Genomic DNA, 22,317 nt, shown 5'->3' with positions numbered 1-22,317 from the left:
CAGGTCGCCGACCCTTCAGCAAGTTGCGTGGCAGTAAGGTGTCAGAGAAACAAATGTGGGATAAGGGTCAGATCTCCTCCCGAGGGGCGCGGTTGAAGGAGATCGACGTGAGGGTCTACACCTGGATCCTGCGAAATCGCTCGTTGCGCACCGATGTCGTGATGGCGGAGTTACGGGTCTCCCGCGAAGAGGTGACCGACAGCATCCAGCGCCTCCTCGATGCGCACCTCGTCTACCGCTCACCCGACGATCCCGCGGTCGGATTCGCCCGGGCGCCGGAGACGGCTCTGGCCCGGCGGGCCGCTCCCCACGAGGTCCGCATCCGCCAGAACCAGGACCAACTGGCCCTCTACGAGGAGGAGATGGCCAGCTTCTGGCCCTCCTACGAAGAGCACCGCCCCCCGGACGCCCGCGCCTTCGAGGTGATCAACAGCCTGGAGGAGGTGCGCGCCAGCCTGAACAGGGCCTCCGACGAGTGCCGGACCGAGATGATCAGCTCCCAGCCCGGCGGCGGCTATCGCGTTCCGGAGGCGATGGAGGAAGCGATCGCCCGCGACCGCCGACTCCTCGAACGCGGCGTCAAAATCCGCACCCTCTACCACCACACGGCCCGTTTCAACGCTCCGAGCCAGGCCTACGTGGCCGCGGCCTCCGCCCTCGGCGGTCAATACCGCACCGCCCACGCGCTGTTCGGCCGGCTCATCGTCTTCGACCGCACGAGCGCCTTCATCCCCTTGCAGGACGAATCCTGGGGCGCCGTCGTCATACGGGAGCCCGACACCGTCGGCTACCTCTGTGACGTCTTCGAGCAGACCTGGGACACCGCCACCCCCTTCGCGGACGCCGCCAGCGAGGGCCTCGAACAGGTCTCCCCACAGGTGGACGAGACGATCCTCCGCCTGCTCGCCACCGGCCTCAAGGACGAGACCGTCGCCCGCCGCCTGGGCATGTCGCTGCGCACCGTACGACGGCACATCGCCGAGATCATGGAAGAGCTGAACGCCACCAGCCGTTTCCAGGCCGGCGTCACCGCGGCCCTCAACGGCCTCGTCGGCACATCCGCCCCCGCGGACACCGACCAACACCGCCCCACCGACTGAATCAGGGCCTTCGCGTCCTGATGCCCTGTCAGGTTCACCATCGCGGTCGTCGAAGGGGCTCTGACGCCGGCCTCCCGGCCGCCGACTGCCGACGGGGCGCCGTCGCTGAGCCGCCCGCCCTCACGCTTGTCTGTTCTGCCTGATCTTTTCTCTGCATCAACTTCTACGGTCGACCACGTCACGCAGGTTCGGCGCTCTCAGCGTTCAGGAAGAAGTGCGGCACGGGGCATTCGACCGCCCCGGGGAGGCGTCACGTCAGAGGGAGCGGATCTCACGGAAGAGAACACTTTCGACGGTGTCGACCACACCCGGCACAGCGCGCAGGCCGAGGAGGGCTGGACTGGAGCGCCGCCGCGGAACGCGAGGAGCCTCCCACTTCTCCCACCTCTCCTGCCGCTCAGGAGCCGGCAGAACCTCACGTCGAAGGGCTGCGCGCTGAACCGGGGCGCGTCGGGTGCGGCTCGCCGCGCCCGAGAGCGTGCAGCGCCCCAGCGGTCGCTTCCGCGATGACGGATTCATGCTGTACGACCACACCTGGGTGGTGCCGGAGGCGGGGGCCCGTGGCGGCTCCGGCACGTCGGCCCGAGCTCTCTCGCCGATCACCCTCGGCTACTATGCCCACCTCGTGGCGCGCTGCCACCAGACAGACGTGCTGCCGCTGGGGGAGCGGCTGAGCAGGCACTCGCCGGGGGCGGGGAGTGCGGGGCGAGAGAGATGGGTGGCCTGGGAAGTGTTGAAAGAGGTCGCAGCAACGCGCTATGTGACGCCTCTGTGGGAGGGCGGATCGCTGCCCGGTCTGGTCGAGGCGGACGATCTGGGCACGTACGTCATGAAGTTCACCGGGGCGGGGCAGGGGCGCAGGACGCTCGTCGCCGAGGTGATCAGCGCCGGGATTGCCCGGCGGCTGGGCCTGCGGGTGCCGGATGTGGTGCGGATGGAGCTGGATCCGGTCATCGGGCTCGGTGAACCGGACCAGGAGGTGCAGGAGTTGCTGAAGGCGAGCGGCGGCGCCAACTTCGGCATGGACTTCCTGCCCGGTTCGATCGGCTACGACCCGCTCGCGTACGCGGTCTCGGCGCGGGAGTCGGGGCGGATCGTCTGGTTCGACGCGCTGATCAACAACGTCGACCGCTCCTGGCGCAACCCCAACCTGCTTGTCTGGCACGGCGACCTGTGGCTGATCGACCACGGCGCCAGCATGATCTGGCAGCACAACTGGCCGACCGCGGCGAAGGCCGCGCTGCGTCCCTACGACGCCTCCGACCATGTGCTGGCCTCCTTCGGCCCCGACATCGGGGCGGCGCAGGAGGAGTTGGGGCCGCGTGTCACCGAGGAGGCGCTGCGCGAGTGCGTGGCCGAGGTGCCGGGGGAGTGGCTGTGCGAGGAGCCGGGCTTCGACTCGGTGGAGGAGGTGCGCGCTGCCCATGTGCGCACTCTGGCGGCCCGGTTGGAGGGGCTGGGGGAGCGGATCACCATCGGCGAGCGCAGCGGTGACGGACCCTCCCGGGCGCCCGGCTGGCTGACCGGCCGTACCGGGGATCCGCCCGGATCGGGTGACGGAAGGGCGTCCGCGAGCGGCGACCCGAAGGGCGGCCGGGCATGAGTGGGCGGCCGGAGCGGGCGGTCTTCGAGTACGCGCTGCTGCGAATCGTCCCCCGGGCGGAGCGGGGCGAGCAGATGAACGCGGGGGTGGTCCTCTACTGCCGGCCCCGCTCGTTCCTGGCGACCCTGGTGCATCTGGACGAGGAACGGCTGCGCGCGCTGGACCCGTCGGCGGACGTGGCCGGTGTCCGGGCCGCACTCGGCGCCTTCGTCTGCGTCTCCGAGGGCGGTGCGGCGGCGGGGCAGGCCTCTGGTGAGGAGCCGGGCCGGCGCTTTCGCTGGCTGGTCGCCCCGCGCAGCACGGTGCTGCGGGCCGGGCCGGTGCATCTGGGCTTGACGGTCGACCCCGCGGCCGAGGTGCGGCGGCTGCTGAAGACGCTGGTCCGCTGAGTGGCCCCGGATGGGCGTTGACAGCACGGTGGCCGCCTTCTAGCGTCACGTTCCGGTAGCTACTAAGCGGTTGCTCATCAATCGAGGGCGAGGAGAAGCAGCATGTCGACCACTGAGCAGCGCGTCGCGATAGTGACGGGTGCGGCGCGGGGAATCGGTGCGGCCACTGCCGTACGGCTGGCCGAGGAAGGACGTGCGGTGGCCGTCCTCGACCTGGACGAGGGCGCCTGCGCGGAGACCGTCGAGCAGATCATCGCGGCGGGCGGCCGTGCGCTGGCCGTCGGCTGCGACGTCTCGGACGGCGAGCAGGTGGAGGCGGGTGTCGCGAGGGTCGCGGCGGAGCTCGGCGCCCCCTCGATACTGGTGAACAACGCCGGAGTCCTGCGCGACAACCTGCTGTTCAAGATGAGCGAGTCCGACTGGGACACCGTCATGAACGTGCATCTGCGCGGCGCGTTCCTGATGTCCAGGGCCACCCAGGCGCACATGGTCGACGCCGGCTTCGGCCGTATCGTCAACCTCTCCTCCAGCTCGGCGCTGGGCAACCGCGGCCAGGCCAACTACGCCGCCGCCAAGGCCGGTCTCCAGGGCTTCACCAAGACGCTCGCCAAGGAACTGGGCAAGTTCGGCATCACTGCCAACGCGGTCGCCCCCGGCTTCATCGCCACCGACATGACCGCGGCCACGGCCGCCCGGGTCGGCATGGGTTTCGAGGACTTCCAGGCCGCCGCCGCCACCCAGATCCCGGTCCAGCGCGTGGGCCGGCCCGAGGACATCGCGGACGCCGTCGCCTACTTCACCAACGAGCGTGCCGGCTTCGTCTCGGGTCAGGTGCTGTACGTGGCCGGCGGGCCACTGGACTGACCAGGGCGCCCGACGAGCACGAGGAGAACGGACAGAGCATGAGCAGCAAGGACAGCGGCAGGGTCGCACTGGTCACCGGCGCCAGCCGGGGTATCGGCTACGGCATCGCACGGGCCCTGGTGGCCCGCGGGGACCGGGTGTGCCTGACGGGGCGCAACGAGGAACCGCTGAAGGAGGCCGTTGCCGAACTCGGCGCCGACCGTGCCACGTACGTCGCGGGCAAGGCCCACGACGAGGAGCACCAGGCACGTGCGGTCGAGCACGTGATCTCCGAGTACGGCCGTGTGGACCACCTGGTCAACAACGCCGGCACGAACCCGGTGTTCGGCCCTATCGCCGACGCCGACCTCGGGGTGGCCCGGAAGGTCTTCGAGACCAACGTGATCTCCGCCCTCGGCTTCGCCCAGAAGACGTGGGCCGCCTGGCAGCGCGACAACGGCGGCACGATCGTCAACGTCGCCTCGGTCGCGGGGATTTCGGCCTCGCCCTTCGTCGGCCCGTACGGCATCAGCAAGGCGGCGATGATCAACCTCACGCTGCAGCTCGCCCACGAGATGGCACCCGGGGTGCGGGTCAACGCGATCGCCCCCGCGGTCGTGAAGACCAAGTTCGCGGCGGCGCTGTACGAGGGCCGCGAGGAGGAGGCGCAGAACGGCTACCCGCTCGGGCGCCTCGGGGTGCCGCAGGACATCGGCGGCGCGGTGGCCTTCCTGACCTCCGAGGACTCGGGCTGGATCACCGGTCAGACACTCGTCATCGACGGCGGGCTCTTCCTGAACGCCGGAGTCGCCTGACGCACGAGGGCTCCCCGGAGGGCGCGGTGCGCTATCCGGGGAGTCCCGGGCATGGACATCGGCCGCCAAACACACGATGGTTGAGCAGTCGATTCAGCGCGGGTGGGGCTGCGGTACGGCTCCCACCTCCTGTTGGCTCGCCGACCTGCCGAAACGTCCCCGCGCCCGCGTACGGCCGGACCTGCTCCCACGGTCGGCAACTTCCCCCCACCCCCCCCTTGCTGTACCGAAGTTGTGGCCCGTTGATGTGAGGAGCGTGCACGTGGTCGGCCGGACAAGGCGTCCCAGAGGTGTGTTGGTGGTTTCCCTGATGTCGGTCGCCGCGCTGCTGGCGGGGTGCGGCACGCTGTCCGGCTCGGACGGCGAAGGCGGGGGGCCGGTGAGAGTGGGCACCACGAGCCAACCCTCCTCGCTCGACCCGGCGGACGCCTGGGACGGCTCCTGGGAGCTCTACCGCAACACCTTCCAGTCGCTGATGCACATACCCAAGTCCAGCGGCGCCCCCGAGGCGGACGCCGCGGAAAAGTGCGAGTTCACCGACCGCAAGAGCCAGGTCTACCGCTGCACCCTCCAGGAGGGCCTGAAGTTCAGTTCGGGCAACGCCCTGGACGCCGAGGCGGTCAAGCACTCCTTCGACCGCATCCGGCAGATCGACTCCGCCAAGGGGCCGGCACCGCTGCTGGAGAGCATCGACGAGGTTGAGACCAGCGGCGACCGCACCGTGATCTTCCACCTCAAGCGCTCCGACGCCACCTTCCCGCTCGTCCTCACCACGCCCGCCGGTTCCCTCGTCGACCCGGCGGAGTACCCCCTGAAGCAGCTGCGCCGGGGCAACGAGCTGACGGGCTCGGGTCCGTACCGGCTGGCCGAGTACGAGCCGGGCAGGCTGGCGCAGCTGGAGCGCAACGACAGCTACAAGGGCGCCGCGGAGCTGAAGAACGACACGGTCGAGATCCACTACTTCAAGAAGTCCGGCGGACTGGTCAAGGCCCTTCGCGACGAGAAGATCGACCTCGTCTACCGGGGTCTGACGCCCGACCAGATCACCAGCCTCAAGGACGGGACGGCCGGCTCCGACATCCGCCTCGACGAGGTCGTCGGCACCGAGATCCGCTATCTGGCGTTCAACCCGCAGGACGAGGCGGTCTCCGATCCGGCGGTCCGCGAGGCGATGGCGCAGCTTCTGGACCGGGGCGCGCTGGTGCGCAAGGTGTACCGGCGCACCGCCGAGCCGCTGTACTCGATGGTCCCCAGCGGCATCACCGGCCACACCAGCGCCTTCTTCGACAGGTTCGGCGCGCCGAGCCGGGCCAAGGCCGAGAAGCTGCTGACCGATGCCGGCATCGACGAGCCCGTCGAGTTCACGCTCTGGTACACCACCGACCGCTACGGCGCCACGATGAAGGCCGAATTCGAAGAGATCCAGCGGCAGTTGAACGACTCCGAGCTCTTCCGGGTGAAGGTGCGCGGCCAGGAGTGGGAGTCCTTCCAGAAGGCGCACCGCCGGGGCGAGTACCCGGTCTTCGGCCGCGGCTGGTTCCCCGACTTCCCGGACGCGGACAACTACATCGGCCCGTTCGTCGGCGAGAACAACGTCCTTGGCATCCCGTACGAGGAAGCCGAGTTGACCGGCAGGATCCTGCCCGCCTCGCGGCAGGAGAGCGACCGGGGCACCGCTGCCAGGGACCTCCAGGAGGCTCAGAAGATCCTCGCGAAGGACGTCCGGCTGCTCCCGCTGTGGCAGGGCCGGGTGTACGTCGCAGCCAAGGAGGACATCGCGGGCGTCGAGTGGGCGATCGACACCTCGACGCTGATGCGCGCATGGGAGCTGCACCGCAAGGGCAGCTGGTAGCGGGCGGAGCCGGGCCCGGAGGGGTCGGGCCCGGACTGTTCGGGTACGGCGCGCGATGTCAGTGGTGCCGGGTACTTTCTGAGGGGTTCTCGGATCGAGGACAGCCCCCAACCCGATAGCGGAGGTCTCCCGTGCTCGACATGCTGCCCGGTTCCTGGCAGGACGTACTCGGAGAGGAGCTGGACAAGCCCTACTTCAAGGAGCTGACCGAGTTCGTCGAGGAGGAGCGGGCCGCCGGGCCGGTGTTCCCGCCGCGTGAGGAGGTCTTCGCCGCGCTGGCGGCCACCGCCTACCAGGACGTCAGGGTGCTCGTACTGGGCCAGGATCCGTACCACGGCGAGGGCCAGGGGCATGGCCTGTGCTTCTCGGTGCGTCCCGGTGTGCGGACCCCGCCCTCCCTGCGGAACATCTTCAAGGAGATGCAGGACGAGCTCGGCCTTCCGGTTCCGGACAACGGCAATCTGATGCCCTGGGCCGAGCAGGGCGTGCTGCTGCTCAACGCCGTGCTGACGGTGCGCGCGGGAGAGGCCAACTCCCACAAGAACAAGGGGTGGGAGAAGTTCACCGACGCGGTGATCCGCGCGGTCTCGCAGCGGCCGGACCCGGCCGTCTTCGTGCTCTGGGGCAACTACGCCAAGAAGAAGCTGCCCCTGATCGACCGGGAGCGGCACACCGTGGTGGAGGGCGCCCACCCCTCGCCGCTCTCCGCCCGGCGTTTCTTCGGGTCCAAGCCGTTCACCCAGATCGACGAGGCCGTGGAACAGCAGGGTCACGCGGCCATCGACTGGCGCCTCCCGCAGCTCGGCGGCTGAACCCCCGCGTGGTGTACGGCGGCATGCGGGCGGCGGTTCGGCCGCTGCGCCGGCCGGCGCCGGCATGCCGCCGGCTCCACCCGCCGGTAGGGAGCGCCTGAAGGGGATCGGGCGGGGGCGGCGTTAGCGTCGGGGCCGGGCACGGCGGCCGGGCGATGCGGGAGGTTCCATGGGTGAGCGACGCGAGTCGGCGGAGGCGGTGCGCACCCGCATCGGGCAGGCGGTGATCCTGCATCACGGCGGCGACCGCGAGGAGGCGCGCCGCCGGCTGGCCGAGCTGTGGACGGAGCTGTACGCCGGCTCCTCCGCGCTGCAGCGCTCCACCGTCGCGCACTACCTCGCCCAGACCCAGGACGAGCCGGACGTCGGCCTCGTCTGGGACCTGCGGGCGCTCGCCGAGGCGGACACCCTCGGTGCCACCGCCGACGGCGAAGGCACCACAGGCCGTCCCGGCGCGGCCCCGGCCCCGGAGCACCGGGCCGTGGCCCAGCGGGAGTTGCGCGAGGTGCGGTCCTTCTACCCCCGTCTGCATCTGAGCCTCGCCGGCGCGTACGCCCGCCTGGGCGAGACGGCCGCCGCCCGGCGGGAGATCGTCCGCACCCGCTCCGCTCTGCGCGCGCTGCGCACTGACCGGTACGCCGCCGATCTGCGGGCCGACGCCGACCGGTTGGAGCGGACCCTCGAAGCCGGTGGCACGACGCAGGGCTGAAGTGCCCGGTGTCGCAGGCTCCTTCGAGGACCGCGGCGACGACGTATCCTGCCGGAGCGCGGCCCGGCACCCACCGGGGCCGCACCGGGCACGACGGCGTCGGACCGGCGTGACCTGCGGCCAGGCCGCGTCGGACCGTGGGCGGAACCCGTGCCCCGGACACCAGCGCCACCCACGTCCACAGAGCGCCACGCACGTCCACGAACAGCCATGAACAACCACAATCAAGCAGCGAGGTGCGGCAGTTGAGAATCGGCGTGATCGGACTCGGGGACATCGCACGCAAGGCATACCTGCCGGTGCTCACCACTCAACCCGGCCTGGAACCGCGGTTGTTCACCCGCACACCGGCTGTCCTGCGGGAGGTCGGTGAGACCTACCGGGTCCCGCGGGAGCACCGCCACGCCGACCTCGACTCACTGTTGGAGTCAGGTCTGGACGCAGCCTTCGTGCACGCCTCCACCGAGGCGCACCCCGAGCTGGTGACCGGGCTCCTGGAGGCCGGGGTCCCGACCTTCGTCGACAAGCCGCTGGCCTACTCGCTCGCCGAGTCCGAGCGTCTGGTGCGGTTCGCGCAGAGCCGCTCGCTGCCGCTCACCGTCGGCTTCAACCGGCGCCACGCCCCCGGCTACGTGCAGTGCCTGGACCACGCGCGGGATCTGATCGTGCTCCAGAAGCACCGGGTCTCGCTGCCCGAGGACCCTCGCACCATGGTCTTCGACGACTTCATCCACGTCGTGGACACGCTGCTCTTCCTGGCGCCCGGCGCCCACGACCAGGTGGACGTTCGCGCTCGGCAGGTCGACGGGCTGCTGCACCACGTGGTCCTCCAGCTCTCCGGCGAAGGCTTCACCGCGCTCGGCATCATGAACCGGCTCTCCGGTTCCGCCGAGGAGGTTCTCGAGGTCTCCGGTCAGGACACCAAGCGCGAGGTCCGCAACCTCGCGGAGATCGTCGACCACAAGGGGCAGCCCAGCGTGCGCCGTCGCGGCGACTGGGAGCCGGTGGCCCGTCAACGGGGCATCGAGCAGTGCGTTCTGGCGTTCCTGGACGAGGTGCGCCGGGGCGGCCCGGGCAACGCGGCCGAGGCGCTGGAAACGCATCGGCTGTGCGAGCAGATCGTCACCAGCGTGCTGCTGGACGCCTCCTGACGCTGCCGCGCCGCTGCGGCCGGACGGGTCCTCAGGCGCGCAGGGCGCGGTAGGACGCCTGCCGGGAGGAGAGGCAGTCGTCGAAGGACGGCTGGGACGCGCCGTCTCGGGAAGCGGTGAGCATGTCGAGGCAGTACGCATGTCGAGGCAGTACTCCCGGCCCGGCCCCGCAAAGTCCACCGCGTCGGTGGTCGACAGGTGGTGGACGAGCCGCAGTTCGGTGGTGCCGTCGGTCTCGGAGAGCTCCACCCCCATGAGCCAGTCCTCGCCCTCCTCGCCCACCGTGGCGAGCACCGGGCGGAGGGGTGGTTCGCAGACGTCGACGCGCATCGTGCACCAGGGCGCCGACTCCTCGAACGCCGTCTGCACACCTGCGCCGGGGCGGCTCGGACCTTTCGGTGTCCGTGCCGCCCCGGCGTCGCAGCGTGCCGCCCGCGGTGTCAGTCGGCCTCGTCCAGGTGTCCCGCTCCGGCCAGCGGGTCCAGCACCCCGAGGCCGACCAGCACCAGCAGCGCGAGGCCGACCACGATCCGGTACCAGACGAAGGGCATGAAGCTGCGGGTGGCGACCCAGTTCATGAACCAGGCGATGACCGCGTACCCCACGAGGCCGCCCACCACCGTGGCGAGGATCGTCGGGCCCCAGGCCACCTGGGCGCCCTCGCCGCCGATCTCCCGGAGCTCGTACGCGCCCGAGCCCAGCACCGCCGGAATCGCGAGCAGGAAAGAGTAACGGGCCGCCGCCGCGCGGTTGTAGCCGAGGAAGAGACCGCCGGTGATGGTGGCCCCTGACCGGGAGACGCCCGGCACCAGGGCGAGTGCCTGCCAGGCGCCATACAGGAGGCCGTCGCGGACGGTGAGTTGGTCGAGGTTCTTGCGCGGCCTGACCGACCGGTGGCGCCCGCCGCGCTCCGCGCGAGTGGCGAGGTGGTCAGCCACGCCGAGGGCGATGCCGAGCACGATGAAGCTGAGCGCGATGAGCCGCAGATCGCGGAAGGGGCCCTCGATGTGGTCCTTGAAGGTCACGCCCAGGACCGCGATCGGGATCGATCCGAGGATCACCAGCCAGCCGATGCGTGCGTCCTGATTGCCGCGTGCGGATCTGTCGGTGATCGAGCGCAGCCAGGCCACCAGGATGCGGGCGATGTCCTTGCGGAAGTAGATGACGATCGCGATCTCGGTGCCGATCTGGGCGACCGCGGTGAAGGCGGCGCCCGGGTCGGGCCACCCGGCGACCACCGCGGTCAGGCGTACGTGGGCGCTGGAGGAGACCGGGAGGAACTCGGTGAGTCCCTGGACGAGTCCGAGGATGAGGGATTGGAACCAGGTCATGGCGGAGTCTGCTCGCCCCTGTGGTCGTGGACTGACAACGGACGGAACGTGGGGGCGTGTGCCGCTCTGCGCGCGGCGGCCGGCTCAGTGCTCGGCACCGTGCTCCGGTACCCGGTGTGCGGCGAGTGCCCTGCTGACGCGGCGTCGGACGAGCGGGGCGATGCCCAGCGCGGCGACCATGGCGATGCCCGCGAGTGCGAGCTGGCCCGTGCTGAGCGGGTCGGTCGCGCGGTCCCCCGCCCAGGCGTACAGCAGGATCTGCGGCAGACTGCCCAGCGCGCTGGCCGCGAGGTAGACCGGCCAGGGCAGCCGGGAGAGGGCCACGACGTAGTTCGACGGTGCGAACGGGATTCCGGGCAGCAGTCGCAGCGCGAGGATCGTACGGAAACCGTGCCGCTCCAGGTAGCGGTCGCTCGTGCGCAGCCAGTCGGCCCGTTCGATGAAGGGGCGCACCGCGCGTTGCCCGAGCCCGCGGCCCACCACCAGGCACAGGGCGGCCCCGAGCACTGTTCCGCCGAGCGCGACCGCCACGCCCACCGAAATGCCGAACACGGCTCCCGCCACCAGTCCCATCAAGGGGCGCGGCACAAAGGCCGCCGTGGCGGCCCCGTAGAGGCAGGTGAACAGCAGCGCCTCGGCGGCTCCCGCGCCCTGCCACCGCTCGGCGGTGAGCAGCTGCTGCGGTTCGAGCACGGCCGCGGCCAGTGCCGCTGCCGCGAGCAGCGCTCCCAGCAGCGCCAGGCGGACGCGCGGAGTGAGCCGACCGCGTGCGGGCGGCGGTTCGGCGGGCGGGGCCGGATTTTCGGCAACGGAAGAGGGAGGGTCGTGCACCGGTGGAGGGTAGCTGACCAAGGTGACGCAGCGGTGGACGGAGCGTGGCGCAGACGGGATCCGCGCCCCCGGTCGGGCTGCCGGGACCGGCGGTCGACAATGGGGGAGTGGACATGCGAATCCCTCTCACCCGGACCGTCGACCTGGGTGTCGCCAAGCTGCTCCCGGACGTCGACCGCCCGCGCGCGTGGCTGCTGACCGTAGACGGCGCGCCCCAGTCCTACGTCGATCTCGACGACCCGTCGCATCTGGAGTTCGAGTACGTGCGCAGGCTCGCGCACGTACTGGACCAACTCCCCGGCGACCCGCTGGATCTGCTGCATCTGGGCGGCGGGGCGATGACGCTCGCCCGTTACGCGGCCCGGGCCCGGCCCGGTGTGCGGCAGACCGTGGTGGAGGCGGACGCGGGGCTGAGCGCACTGGTCGCCGAAGAACTGCCGCTGCCCGCGGGGTGCGGGGTGGACGTCACGGTGGCCGACGCGCGCGAGGCCGTCGGGCGGACGGCCGCGGCCTCGGTGGACCTGCTGGTGGCGGATGTCTTCAGCGGCGCGCGAGTGCCCGGAAGTCTCACGACGCTGCCCTGGGTCCGGGCCGCCGCACGGGTGCTCCGGCCGGACGGTGTGTACGCCGCGAACCTGGCCGACGCCGCTCCGTTCTCCTTCCTCGGCTCCCAACTGGCCACCTTCGCCACCGAGTTCGACCAGCTGGCGGTGATCGCCGAGCCCTCGGTACTGCGCGGCCGGCGGTACGGGAACGCCGTACTGCTGGCGTCCCGGCGGGAGTTGCCGCTGGCCGGGCTCGCCCGCAGTACGGCGGCGGACGCCTTCCCCGCACGGGTGGTGCACGGGGACGCGCTGCGGGCGCTGATGCGGGGTGCCGAGTCGGTGCGCGAGGACGAGGCACCCGCCCGCTCGCCGGAGCCGCCGAGCGGCGCTTTCACGGTGGGCTGAGCTGCCGCAGTGCCAGTGCTGCGGGTCGGGTGCCGCGGTGCGGGTGCGTGGTCCGGCGCGCCGCGAACGGGCGCCGGGTTGCGGCGTGGCGGGGAGGAGAGGGTGCGCGGGGCTCGTCCGGGAGTCCGTCGGCCCCGAAGCTACCGGCTGGTAATGTCGGGGTCATGTCTGAGAACGCGCCGTCGATCGGCGACCTGATGCTGGCCTCGGTCCCCATGACCGCCACCCTCAACCTCGAGTTCCTCGAGACCGGTGCGGACCGCGCCGTGGTGCGGATGCCCGACCAGAGCGCCTACCACAACCACGTGGGCGGACCGCACGCCGGCGCCATGTTCACCCTCGCGGAATCGGCGAGCGGCGCGATCGTGATGAGCGCCTTCGCCGACCAGCTCGGCCGGGCCGTGCCGCTCGCCGTGCGGGCCGAGATCAGCTACCAGAAGCTGGCGATGGGCCCGGTGACCGCGACCGCGAAGCTCGGCCGCCCGGTCGCCGAGGTGGTCGCCGAACTTGACGAGGGCGAACGGCCCGAGTTCGCCGTGGAGATCGACATCACCCGCGAGGACGGCGCCGTGACCGGGCAGATGAGCATCGTCTGGACCCTGCGCCCCAACCGCTGAGCAACCTGCCGGCCGCCCGGCGCGGCTCTGCGCCCAGCCCGTCCCACCACTCGGCGCGAGTCCGCGCGGGCTCGGCCGTCACCGGACCCGCGCGGTCGGGCGAGGCCGCTCAGCGCTCCACCTCGTGGGCGTCGGCGCGATGGGCAGCGGCGAGGCCGGTGTACGCCTCGGCGTTGAGGACCAGTCCGGCCCGCTCCTCCTCGGTGAGCTCGCGGCGCACCTTGGCCGGCACGCCCGCGACCAGCGAGTTGGGCGGCACCTCCATCCCCTGCGGCACCAGAGCCTGCGCGGCGACCAGCGAACCCGCCCCGATCCGGGCCCCGTTGAGCACCGTCGCCCCCATCCCGACCAGCGAGTCGTCCTCCACGACGCAGCCGTGCAGCACTGCTCCGTGGCCCACCGAGACGCGCTCGCCCACCCGCGCCCCGTAACCCGGGTCGGTGTGGATCACGCAGTTGTCCTGGATGTTGCTGTCCGCGCCGACCTCGATCGCCTCGAAGTCCGCGCGGAGCACCGCCCCGTACCAGACACTGGCGCCCTCGCCCAGGGTCACGGCGCCCACCACGGTGGCGGTCGGGGCGAGGAATGCCCCGTCCGCGATCGCCGGTCGCCGGTCTCCCACGGCCCTGATCAGCGGCTTGTGCGTCATCTGCCGTTCGCTCCCTTGGTCCGGGCGGTGTCCGCCCCCGTCACCGGCGCATCGTCGCGCCAGGGCGAACGGTACGTGAGCCCTTTGGCGAAGATCACAGCGCTCCGGCAGGTCGTTGCGCCGCGCACCGGACTACGGTGGCCGGATGGCAGCCTGGCCGAAACCGCTCACCTCACTCGCCTCCCGCGGCGTTCACCGCGCCTGGCGCTGGGCCCAGCGGGCCGGCGCACTGACCGCCGAGCACCCCGGCCCGTACGCCTTTCGGCGGCTCGGTCCCGGAACCAGGCTCGCCTTCCCCCAGGGGACGATCTTCGGAGCGCCCTGGATCGAGATCGGCGACCACTGCATCGTCGGCGCCGAAGTCACCCTGACCGCGGGCATGATGCCCGATCTGGAGCTCGGGCCCGACACCATCCTCTCGATCGGCAACGGCGTGGTGCTCGGACGCGGCAGCCATGTCATCGCCGACACCTCGGTCAGCATCGGCGACGAGGTCTTCTTCGGCCCGCACTGCTACGTCACCTCGACCAACCACTCCTACGACGACCCCGCCGTACCCGTCGGCAAGCAGTGGCCGCGCACCGCGCCCGTGACGATCGGGCCGGGCTGCTGGCTGGGGCACGGCGCCGTGGTGCTGCCCGGTGCGCGTCTGGGGCGCAACGTCGTGGTCGGAGCGGGCAGCGTGGTGCGCGGCGAGGTGCCCGACCACGCGGTCGTCGCAGGCGCCCCCGCCCGGGTCGTGCGCCGTTGGAACCCCGACGACGGGTGGCAGCCACCGCTGCGCACCCCCGCCCCGGTGCCGGTGCCCGAAGGGGCCACCCCGCAGCAGCTGATCGCACTGGCCGGGCTCACTGCCGCCGAGGAGGCGCGGCTCGCCGCGGACGTCCCCGACCGCACGCGGCCGGGCGGCGCCGCGAACACGGCCGGGCCCGCGGCGGACGCCTGACCCGCACCTCCGGTCAACTTGCCCCGGGTCCCGCCGGATCCGCGATCCTCCAAGGAGGAACCGAAAGCGTGAACCCGAGGAACCTGCGCATCCTGATCCTCGTCCTGGCGGGGCTGCATGGCGTCGCGCTGCTGTTGCTGGCACTGCGCCACTTCTGACCCACTGCCCGAGCGCCTACCGGGCCCCATGCCGTGAGCGTGCCCCGGCGTCGCGTCCGTGCCCCGGGTGGCCTGCGCCAACGCAGCGCAACGGGCGCCTCAGCCCAGCCGGGGTATCTCGATGGCGGGGCAGCGATCCATCACCATCTCCAGCCCGGCCTCCACCGTCCGGCCGTACGCCTGCGTGTCCACCACGCCGAGCTGGAACCAGACGGCCTTCGCACCGATCCCGACCGCCTCGTCGGCCACCCGCCCGGCGAGCGAGGAGTTGACGAAGACGTCCACCACGTCGACCGGGAAGGGCACTTCGGCCAATGACGCGTAGCCCGGCTCTCCCTGCACCGTCTCGGCGGAGGGGTGGACCGGCACCACGCGCTTGCCGAAGCGCCGCAGCATCTGCGCCACGCCGTACGCCGCCCGCGCGGTGTTGTTGGACAGGCCGACGACCGCCCAGGTGTCTCCCGCGGAGGTGAGGATCCGCCGCGCTGCCGCATCCACCTCCGCGGCCGTCGGCTCCTGGGCCTGCCGACTCTTGGCCCCGGGCGGTCCCGCGGGTCCGGTGGGCTGCTGGTCGGTCTGGTCGGAAGAGGTCATACGGGCGCCAACACCCGCGCCGTGGACGGTATTCCCCGCTGCCCGCCGAGGCAGATGTCGCGCCGCCCCGGCCGGCCGCCACTGCCCCCGGCACCCGCACGGTGGCGCTGTACGGCGCGGCATAGGGTGGCGGAATGCAGGAGCAGTACGTCACCGTGGCCGGTCCCGGCGAGCACGAGACCGAGGTGCGGGGCTCCCGGTTCCTGTGCGCTCTGGCGCCCGTCACCACCGAGGAGCAGGCCCGCGCCTTCCTGGAGCGGGTGCGCGCCGAGCATCCCGGCGCCAGTCACCACTGCTACGCCTATGTCCTGGGCGCCGACGCGGGGGTGCAGAAGTCCGGTGACGACGGCGAACCGGGCGGAACGGCGGGTCTGCCGATGCTGCAGATGCTGCTGCGACGCGAGATGCGCTTCACGATCGCCGTGGTCAGCCGCTGGTTCGGCGGCACCAAGCTCGGCGCGGGTGGGCTGATCCGTGCCTACGGCGGCGCCGTGGGCGAGACGCTGGACGCCGTCGGGACCGTCGTGCGCCGCAGATACCGCCTGCTGACCGTCACCGTCGACCACCAGCGTGCCGGCCGGCTGGAGAACGAGCTGCGCGCGACCGGCCGCGCGGTGCGCGAGGTCCGGTACGGCGCGGAGGTCACCATCGAACTCGGCCTCCCCGAGGCACAGTTGGACACCTTCCGGGGCTGGCTCGCCGACGCCACCGCGGGCACCGCCCGTACCGAACTCGGCGGCGAGGTGTACGGAGACGGCTGACCGCCGGCCCGCCCGAGCAGCCTTGCGGTCCCGCGAAGGAGCCACGATCGACCCCGCGCGTCTGCTCCCCACACCGGCCCCGCACACCGACTTCCCACACCGGCCCGGCCGGTGCCGCCCGAGCCCGTACCGGAGCTCCCGAGTTCGTTGTCAGTGGTCGGGCTTAGGGTCGGGCAGCATGCGTCTGCTGCACACCTCCGACTGGCATCTGGGCCGCTCCTTCCACCGCGTGAGCCTGCTCGACGCCCAACGGGCGTTCCTGCACCACCTGGTGGAGACGGTGCGGCGCGAGCAGGTGGACGCGGTGCTCGTCGCCGGTGACGTCTACGACCGTGCGGTGCCGCCGCTGCCCGCCGTCGACCTCTTCGACGAGGTCCTGCACCGCCTGGGCGAGTTGGAGGTGCCGACGGTGATGATCTCCGGCAACCACGACTCCGCCCGCAGACTCGGGGTGGGCGCGGGCCTGCTCGGGAGAGCCGGCATCCATCTGCGCACCGATCCCGAAGGCTGCGGCACCCCGGTCGTCCTGCACGACGCGCACGGCGAGGTCGCCTGCTACGGACTGCCATACCTCGAACCAGCCCTGGTCCGCGACCGGTTGAGCGCCGGTAGAGGCGGCCACACCGCCGTGCTCACCGCGGCGATGGACCGCGTCCGCGCCGATCTGGCCACCCGCCCGGGGGCGCGTTCGGTGGTGCTGGCGCACGCCTTCGTCGCCGGCGGCCAGGCCAGCGAGAGCGAGCGCGACATCACCGTGGGCGGTGTCGCCTCGGTGCCCGCCGGGGTGTTCGACGGAGTGGACTACGCCGCGCTCGGCCATCTGCACGGCTGTCAGACGATCACCGAACGCGTCCGCTACTCCGGCTCGCCGCTCGCCTACTCCTTCTCCGAGGCCGCGCAGCGCAAGGGCATGTGGCTGATCGACCTCGGGCCGGCCGGCGAGTTGGCCGCCAGACGTCTGGATGTGCCGCGTCCGCGGGCGATCGCCCGACTGGCCGGGCAGCTGGAGGAGTTGCTCGCCGATCCCGAGCTGGAGCGGCACACCGAGTCCTGGCTGGAGGTCACCCTGACCGACGCCGAGCGGCCCGCGGAGCCGATGTCGCGGCTGGCGGAGCGGTTCCCGCACGTCCTCAGCCTGGTCTTCGCCCCCGAGCGCTCCGGGGAGGCGGGCGGCGAGAGCTACGCCTCGCGGCTGCGCGGTCGGGACGACCGGCTGATCACCGAGGAGTTCGTCGCCCATGTGCGCGGCGGCCGGGGCCCGAGCGAGGCCGAAGGCGCGGTGCTGCTGTCCGCGCTGGAGGACGTACGGGTCCGGGAGAGCACGAGCGAGGTGGCGCGTTGAGGCTGCACCGGATGACCGTGACCGCGTTCGGGCCGTTCGCCGGCACGCAGCGCGTGGACTTCGACGCGCTCTCGCAGGGCGGCCTCTTCCTGCTCCACGGAGCGACCGGCGCCGGCAAGACCTCGGTGCTCGACGCCGTCTGCTATGCGCTCTACGGCGGTGTCCCCGGCTCCCGCCAGTCGCGCGGCCGGGCCTGGCTGCGCAGCGACCACGCCCCGCCCGGTACTGCCACCGAGGTGGTCCTCGAACTCACTGTCGCCGGGCGTCGGTTGGAGCTGACCAGACGCCCCGAGCAGCCGCGCCCCAAGCGGCGGGGCAGCGGCACCACCGTCGAGAAGGCCGTCACACTGCTGCGCGAGTGGGATCCCGCCGGCGACCAATGGCAGGCGCGCAGCCGCTCGCACCAGGAGATCGGCGAGGAGATCGGCACCCTCCTCGGGATGAGCCGCGAGCAGTTCTGCCAGGTGGTGCTGCTGCCGCAGGGCGACTTCGCCCGGTTCCTGCGGGCGGGCGCGGAGGAGCGGGCCGCGCTGCTCGGCCGGCTCTTCGACACCGGGCGTTTCGCCGCGCTGGAGCGTCGCCTCGCCGAGCTGCGCGGCAGCGCGCAGAGCGCGGTGCGCGCCGGGGACGAGCACCTCCTGGCCCTCGCCCACCGGATGCGCGAGGCGGTGCACGAGCAGCAGGACACCGGCCCCGAGGACGCACTGCCCGCCTTCCCCGAGTGCGCGCCAGGCGAAGTCGGCCTGCCCGAGGCCGTGTTGGCCTGGGCGGCGCAGGCCAGAGAGTACGCCGCCCAGCGCCTCGCCGTGGGCGCCGAGGCGGTCGGCTTCGCCGGGCAGCGGCACGAGAGCGCCCAGCGGGTCCGCCTGGAGCGAGCCCGCCGCGCGGAGCACCGGCGCGCCTGTGCCCAACTCGTCGCGCGCACCGAGGAGCTGCGGCGCGCCGAGCCCGAGCGTGAGCGCGCCCGGCAGCGGCTCGGCCTGGCCAGAGCCGCGGAGCAGATCGCCCCCGCCCACGCGCTGCGCGAGCGGGCGGCGGCTGACCACCGCGCCGCCCTGCACCGGGAGGCAGTCGCCCGCGGCGAGCTGCCCGCCGAGCTCGCCGAGTGCTCCGCGGCCCAGCTCGCCGAGCGCAGGCAGCGCACCGGAGAGCGGCTGGGCGAGCTGCACGGCGCCCGTCGCGCCGAGGAGCGCGGCGTGCAGATCGGCCGGGAGCTGGACCGCCTCGACGCCGAAGTGCGCGGCAGCGAGGCGTCGTTGGCCGATGCCGAGAGCTGGCTCGTGCGCTGGCCCGCACTGCGCGAGGACGCGCAGCGGCGGCTGGACGCGGCGTACGGCGCGGCGACCGCGGCCGAGCAGCTGGCGGCGCGTCAGGAGCAGGTCGGCGCCAGACTGGAGGCCGCCCGGCTGCGGGACGGCCTCGGGCGAGAGGTGGAGGCGGCCCGGGAGCGGGCGCTGTCCGCGCGCGAGGAGGCGGTCGGCGCCCAGGAGCGCTGGCTGGACCGCCGGGACCGCCGACTTCGGGGCATCGCCGCGGAGTTGGCCGCGCAGCTGGCGTCCGGGGAGCCGTGCACGGTCTGCGGCAGCCGGGACCATCCCCTGCCGGCCAGGCCCACCGAGGGCCAGGTCGACAGCGCGCAGGAGGAGGCCGCTCTCGCGGAGAGCCGTCGCGCCGAGCAGCGGCGCGAGCAGCGCGAGCGGGAGCTGACGGAGGTGCGGCGCCGGCAGGAGCGTGCCGCCGCGGATGCGGCTGACGGCCACGCCGGGGCGCTGGCTGCCGAGTTCTCGGCTGTGGCCGAGGAGTTGGGGGCCGCCCGGCGCACCGCGGGCACTGCCCCGATGGTCCGGGAGGAGCTGGGCCGGGCCGAGGGCGAGTACGAGCGCAGGCTCGCCGCCGGCCGTGAGCTCGGGGGCCGGATCGCCTCTCTCACCGCCGAGCGGGAGGCGCTGCTCGCCGAGCGGGACGGGCTGCGCCGGGAAGTCGACCGGCTGCGCGACGGCGAGGAGACCGTCGCCGCGACCGCCCGTCGCTTGGAGGCCCTCGCCGAGCGGCTGGGAGAGGCGGCCGAGGCCGCCAGGGAAGCCGCCGGCACCGCGCAGCGGGGCAAAGAGGCGGACGCCGCGCTCGCCGACGCCGCCTGGAAGGCCGGCTTCGACTCTCCGCGGTCGGCGTTCGTGGCCGCGCTCGACGCCGCGGGGCAGCGCGGGCTCCAGCGGGCGCTGGACAGTTGGCAGGCCGAGGAGCAGGCGCTCGCCGAAGCGTTCGCCGACCCCGAGATGCGTGCCGCAGCGGAGGATCCGTACTCCGACCCCGAGGCGGAGCTCGCCGAGGCCGAGCAGGCACTGGCCGCGGCACGGTCCGCGCTGCGGGCGGCCGAGACCGCCCACGCGCTGGCCCGGTCGCGCTGCCTGGCGCTCGCCCGGCTCGGGTCCCAGGCCACCGCGGGCGCGAGGAAGTCGGCGCCGGGTCGCGAGCGTGCGGATCTGGTCGTCGGCCTCGCGGGGCTGGCCGCCGGCACCTCCGTGGACAACTCCCGCCGTATGCGGCTGGAGTCCTATGTGCTGGCCGCACGGCTGGAGCAGGTGGCGGCCGCCGCGAGCGACCGACTGCGGCGCATGTCGGACGGGCGGTTCGAGCTGGTGCACAGCGACGAACGGGTGGGGCGGGGCGCCCGCTCGGGCCTGGGCCTGCACGTCGTGGACTCCTGGTCCGGCCGCGAGCGCGACACCGGAACGCTCTCCGGCGGCGAGACCTTCTTCGCCTCACTCGCCCTGGCCCTCGGCCTGGCCGACGTCGTGGCGCAGGAGGCGGGCGGCACGCGGCTGGACACCCTCTTCATCGACGAGGGCTTCGGCAGCCTGGACGAGCAGACCCTGGACGAGGTGCTGGACGTGCTCGACACGCTGCGCGAGCGGGACCGCAGCGTGGGCATTGTCAGCCACGTGCCCGACCTGCGCATGCGCATCCCCGCCCAGCTCGAGGTGCTCAAACGCAGGGACGGCTCCCGGCTGCGCCACCGCGGCACCGCCGACGGCTGACCGGACCGAAACTGCGCAAGCGGTACGGCAGTTGGCCCTGCCCCCGCCGGGCCACGCCGGCGTGGCCCGGCGGGGGCAGGGCCACGGGGTTGCACCCGAAAGCCGGGCCCGCCGGTCAGAGCGCTGCCAGCTCCTCCTCCAGATCGTCCAGACCCAGCGAGCCGAGCGAAAGGGCCGCCATGTGCCAGGACTTGAGGTCGAAGTCCGCGCCCCGCGCCTTGCGGGCCGCGTCGCGGCCGCGCAGCCAGGCGCGTTCCCCGAGCTTGTAGCCGATCGCCTGCCCCGGCTGGCCGAGGTAGCGCACCAGCTCGCTCTCGACGAAGGCCGGCGGACGTCCGCTGTGCAGCCCGAAGAACTCCTGCGCGAGCGCCGCGGTCCACCGCTCGCCCGGGTGGAAGGGGGAGTGGTGCGGGATCTCGAGGCCCAGATGTGTACCGATGTCGACGATCACGCGCACCGAGCGCATCATCTGCGCGTCCAGGTAACCGAGTCTGCGCTCGGCGTTGTGCAGGAAGCCCAGTTCGTCCATGAGGCGTTCGGCGTACAGGGCCCAGCCCTCCATGTTGGCGCCGATCCCGCCGAGCGTCGTCTGGTAGTGCGAAAGCCGGTCCGCCACGTGCACCCACTGCGCCAGTTGCAGATGGTGACCGGGGACGCCCTCGTGGTACCAGGTCGTCACCAGGTCGTACGCGGGGAAGCGTGTCTCGCCCAGGGTCGGCAGCCAGGTGCGGCCGGGGCGGGAGAAGTCCAGCGAGGGCATCGTGTAGTACGGCGCCGCCGCGCTGCCGGCGGGGGCGATCATCGACTCCACCCGCCGCAGCGGCGGGGCGAGTTCGAAGTGGGTGCCGTCCAGCGAGTCGATCGCCTCGTCCATCAGCCCCTGGAGCCAGGCGCGCACCTCGGTGACGCCCTCGACGGCCTCGCCGTGGGTGTCCAGATGGCGCAGCACCTCCCACGGGTTGCGCGCGTCGGGGAGGATTTTGCCGGCCTCGGCCAGCATTTCGGCGCGGATGCGGTGGAACTCCGACCAGCCGTACTCGTACGCCTCGTCCAGATCCAGCTCGGCGCCGTTCCAGTAGCGGGACCACAGGGCGTAGCGCTCCCGTCCGGCGACCTCAGGGGAGCCCTCCACCGCCGGTGCGTAGGTGTTCCGCAGCCAGTCGGACAGCTGTGCGTACGCCCCGGTCGCCTCCTGCGCCGCGCCCGCCAGCTCGCTCCGCAGCGCCTGCGGCCCGTCGGCGACGAAGCCGTCGAACCAGCTGTGCCCCGGCCGCGGCCCCACCCACTGGCCGAACTGCCCCAGAACGGTGGAGACTTGGCGCGGCCCGGCGCGCCTGCCCTGCCGCAGCCCCTCGGCCAGCGACTCGCGGTAGCTCTCCAGGGCCGCCGGCACGGCCCGCAGCCGGGTCGCGATCGTCGCCCAGTCGTCCTCGGTGCTGCTGGGCATCACGGTGAACGTGGTGCGCACCGCGTGGGCCGGCGACGAGAGGTTGCTGACCGCCCGCAGCCGCTCGCCGCCGTCGAACAGGGCGAGCTGCGCGGTGAGTCGCTCACGCAGCAGCCGGGCGCAGCGGCGCTCGTCGGGTGCGTCGGCGCCGGGCCCGTGCTCGGAGTCCTCCAGTGCGCGCAGCGTCTCGCGGGCGAGTGCCGCCTGCTCCGCCAGACCGTCCGGCGAGTAGTCGGGGAGCCGGTGCTCGTGCTCGTGGACGCCCAGGAAGGTGGCCTCCACCGGTTGGAGGGCGAGGGCACGGCTGACGAACCGGTCGGCCAACTCGCGCGGCAGGGGAGCGTGTTGTGGAGTCTCCGTCTTCTGCGACATGGGCCCA

20 protein-coding genes are annotated in these 22,317 nt (G+C 72.6%); 15 read left to right on the top strand and 5 right to left on the bottom strand.

Translation table 11 applies throughout. The features are described from left to right. The first annotated feature begins 53 nt into the window (after positions 1-53). From JGS22_RS21185 to JGS22_RS21145, 9 genes are all read left to right on the top strand, one after another. A complete protein-coding gene (locus JGS22_RS21185) occupies positions 54-1,100 on the top strand; it encodes a helix-turn-helix transcriptional regulator (RefSeq protein ID WP_236074237.1) in 1,047 nt (348 codons plus the stop codon). A gap of 730 nt (positions 1,101-1,830) precedes the next feature. Then, positions 1,831-2,703, top strand: a complete 873-nt coding sequence (locus JGS22_RS21180) for a HipA family kinase (RefSeq protein ID WP_211039344.1) — start codon at positions 1,831-1,833, stop codon at positions 2,701-2,703. Next, positions 2,700-3,092 carry a DUF3037 domain-containing protein gene (locus tag JGS22_RS21175; RefSeq protein ID WP_211039310.1) on the top strand — a complete coding sequence of 131 codons (393 nt, stop codon included), beginning with the start codon at positions 2,700-2,702 and terminating at the stop codon, positions 3,090-3,092. Before JGS22_RS21180 ends, JGS22_RS21175 begins: the two co-directional genes overlap by 4 nt. Before the next feature lie 102 nt (positions 3,093-3,194). Then, positions 3,195-3,956, top strand: coding sequence for a 3-oxoacyl-ACP reductase FabG (gene fabG, locus JGS22_RS21170; protein WP_211039309.1), 762 nt, complete (start codon positions 3,195-3,197; stop codon positions 3,954-3,956). 38 nt (positions 3,957-3,994) lie between these two features. Beyond that, positions 3,995-4,750 (top strand): SDR family oxidoreductase, encoded by a 756-nt coding sequence (locus tag JGS22_RS21165; RefSeq protein WP_211039308.1) that lies wholly within the window; start codon positions 3,995-3,997, stop codon positions 4,748-4,750. Positions 4,751-5,060: 310 nt separating this feature from the next. After that, positions 5,061-6,602: an ABC transporter substrate-binding protein gene (locus JGS22_RS21160; RefSeq protein WP_211039343.1), complete on the top strand. Its 1,542-nt coding sequence runs from the start codon at positions 5,061-5,063 to the stop codon at positions 6,600-6,602. Positions 6,603-6,742: 140 nt separating this feature from the next. Next, complete coding sequence (gene ung / locus JGS22_RS21155; protein WP_211039342.1) at positions 6,743-7,414, top strand: uracil-DNA glycosylase; 672 nt, start codon at positions 6,743-6,745, stop codon at positions 7,412-7,414. Between the two features lie 169 nt (positions 7,415-7,583). Then, complete coding sequence (locus JGS22_RS21150; RefSeq protein ID WP_211039307.1) at positions 7,584-8,123, top strand: hypothetical protein; 540 nt, start codon at positions 7,584-7,586, stop codon at positions 8,121-8,123. Between the two features lie 245 nt (positions 8,124-8,368). Then, positions 8,369-9,274, top strand: a complete 906-nt coding sequence (locus tag JGS22_RS21145; protein ID WP_211039341.1) for a Gfo/Idh/MocA family protein — start codon at positions 8,369-8,371, stop codon at positions 9,272-9,274. 440 nt (positions 9,275-9,714) lie between these two features. Here JGS22_RS21145 and JGS22_RS21140 read toward each other — a convergent pair whose 3' ends face one another. After that, positions 9,715-10,605 carry an undecaprenyl-diphosphate phosphatase gene (locus JGS22_RS21140; RefSeq protein ID WP_211039306.1) on the bottom strand — a complete coding sequence of 297 codons (891 nt, stop codon included), beginning with the start codon at positions 10,603-10,605 and terminating at the stop codon, positions 9,715-9,717. A gap of 84 nt (positions 10,606-10,689) precedes the next feature. Then, a complete protein-coding gene (locus JGS22_RS21135; RefSeq protein WP_211039305.1) occupies positions 10,690-11,436 on the bottom strand; it encodes a TVP38/TMEM64 family protein in 747 nt (248 codons plus the stop codon). Positions 11,437-11,543: 107 nt separating this feature from the next. Between JGS22_RS21135 and JGS22_RS21130 the strand changes: the two genes are divergently transcribed. Both JGS22_RS21130 and JGS22_RS21125 read left to right on the top strand, forming a co-directional pair. Then, positions 11,544-12,386 carry a spermidine synthase gene (locus tag JGS22_RS21130; RefSeq protein ID WP_211039304.1) on the top strand — a complete coding sequence of 281 codons (843 nt, stop codon included), beginning with the start codon at positions 11,544-11,546 and terminating at the stop codon, positions 12,384-12,386. Positions 12,387-12,550: 164 nt separating this feature from the next. Further along, positions 12,551-13,003, top strand: a complete 453-nt coding sequence (locus JGS22_RS21125) for a DUF4442 domain-containing protein (RefSeq protein ID WP_211039303.1) — start codon at positions 12,551-12,553, stop codon at positions 13,001-13,003. Between the two features lie 109 nt (positions 13,004-13,112). Here the strand turns inward: JGS22_RS21125 and JGS22_RS21120 are convergent, their stop codons facing one another. Continuing rightward, positions 13,113-13,652 (bottom strand): gamma carbonic anhydrase family protein, encoded by a 540-nt coding sequence (locus tag JGS22_RS21120; RefSeq protein WP_211039302.1) that lies wholly within the window; start codon positions 13,650-13,652, stop codon positions 13,113-13,115. Between the two features lie 145 nt (positions 13,653-13,797). Here JGS22_RS21120 and JGS22_RS21115 point away from each other — a divergent pair, with 145 nt between their 5' ends. After that, the gene (locus tag JGS22_RS21115) at positions 13,798-14,598 is read left to right on the top strand and encodes an acyltransferase (RefSeq protein WP_211039301.1); all 801 of its coding nucleotides are present in this window, start codon (positions 13,798-13,800) and stop codon (positions 14,596-14,598) included. Positions 14,599-14,855: 257 nt separating this feature from the next. Here the strand turns inward: JGS22_RS21115 and JGS22_RS21110 are convergent, their stop codons facing one another. Continuing rightward, positions 14,856-15,350 carry a CoA-binding protein gene (locus tag JGS22_RS21110; RefSeq protein ID WP_211039300.1) on the bottom strand — a complete coding sequence of 165 codons (495 nt, stop codon included), beginning with the start codon at positions 15,348-15,350 and terminating at the stop codon, positions 14,856-14,858. A gap of 134 nt (positions 15,351-15,484) precedes the next feature. On the opposite strand from JGS22_RS21110, the gene JGS22_RS21105 reads away from it, so the two are divergent. The 3 genes from JGS22_RS21105 (at position 15,485) to JGS22_RS21095 (ending at position 20,491) form a co-directional block, all read left to right on the top strand. Further along, positions 15,485-16,111, top strand: coding sequence for a YigZ family protein (locus JGS22_RS21105; RefSeq protein WP_211039299.1), 627 nt, complete (start codon positions 15,485-15,487; stop codon positions 16,109-16,111). A gap of 178 nt (positions 16,112-16,289) precedes the next feature. Beyond that, complete coding sequence (locus tag JGS22_RS21100) at positions 16,290-17,453, top strand: exonuclease SbcCD subunit D (RefSeq protein ID WP_211039298.1); 1,164 nt, start codon at positions 16,290-16,292, stop codon at positions 17,451-17,453. An 11-nt stretch (positions 17,454-17,464) separates the two neighbouring features. Beyond that, positions 17,465-20,491 carry an AAA family ATPase gene (locus tag JGS22_RS21095; RefSeq protein ID WP_236074235.1) on the top strand — a complete coding sequence of 1,009 codons (3,027 nt, stop codon included), beginning with the start codon at positions 17,465-17,467 and terminating at the stop codon, positions 20,489-20,491. Between the two features lie 115 nt (positions 20,492-20,606). Here the strand turns inward: JGS22_RS21095 and JGS22_RS21090 are convergent, their stop codons facing one another. Then, entirely contained in the window at positions 20,607-22,310 is a 1,704-nt protein-coding gene (locus JGS22_RS21090; RefSeq protein ID WP_211041320.1) for a DUF885 domain-containing protein, read from the bottom strand. Positions 22,311-22,317: the final 7 nt, after the last annotated feature.

The sequence above is a fragment of the Streptomyces tardus genome (genome assembly GCF_018101125.2).
Lineage (GTDB): Bacteria > Actinomycetota > Actinomycetes > Streptomycetales > Streptomycetaceae > Streptomyces > Streptomyces tardus.
Note: the sequence above shows the minus strand (reverse complement) of the source record. Positions and strands in the feature narration are given on the sequence as shown.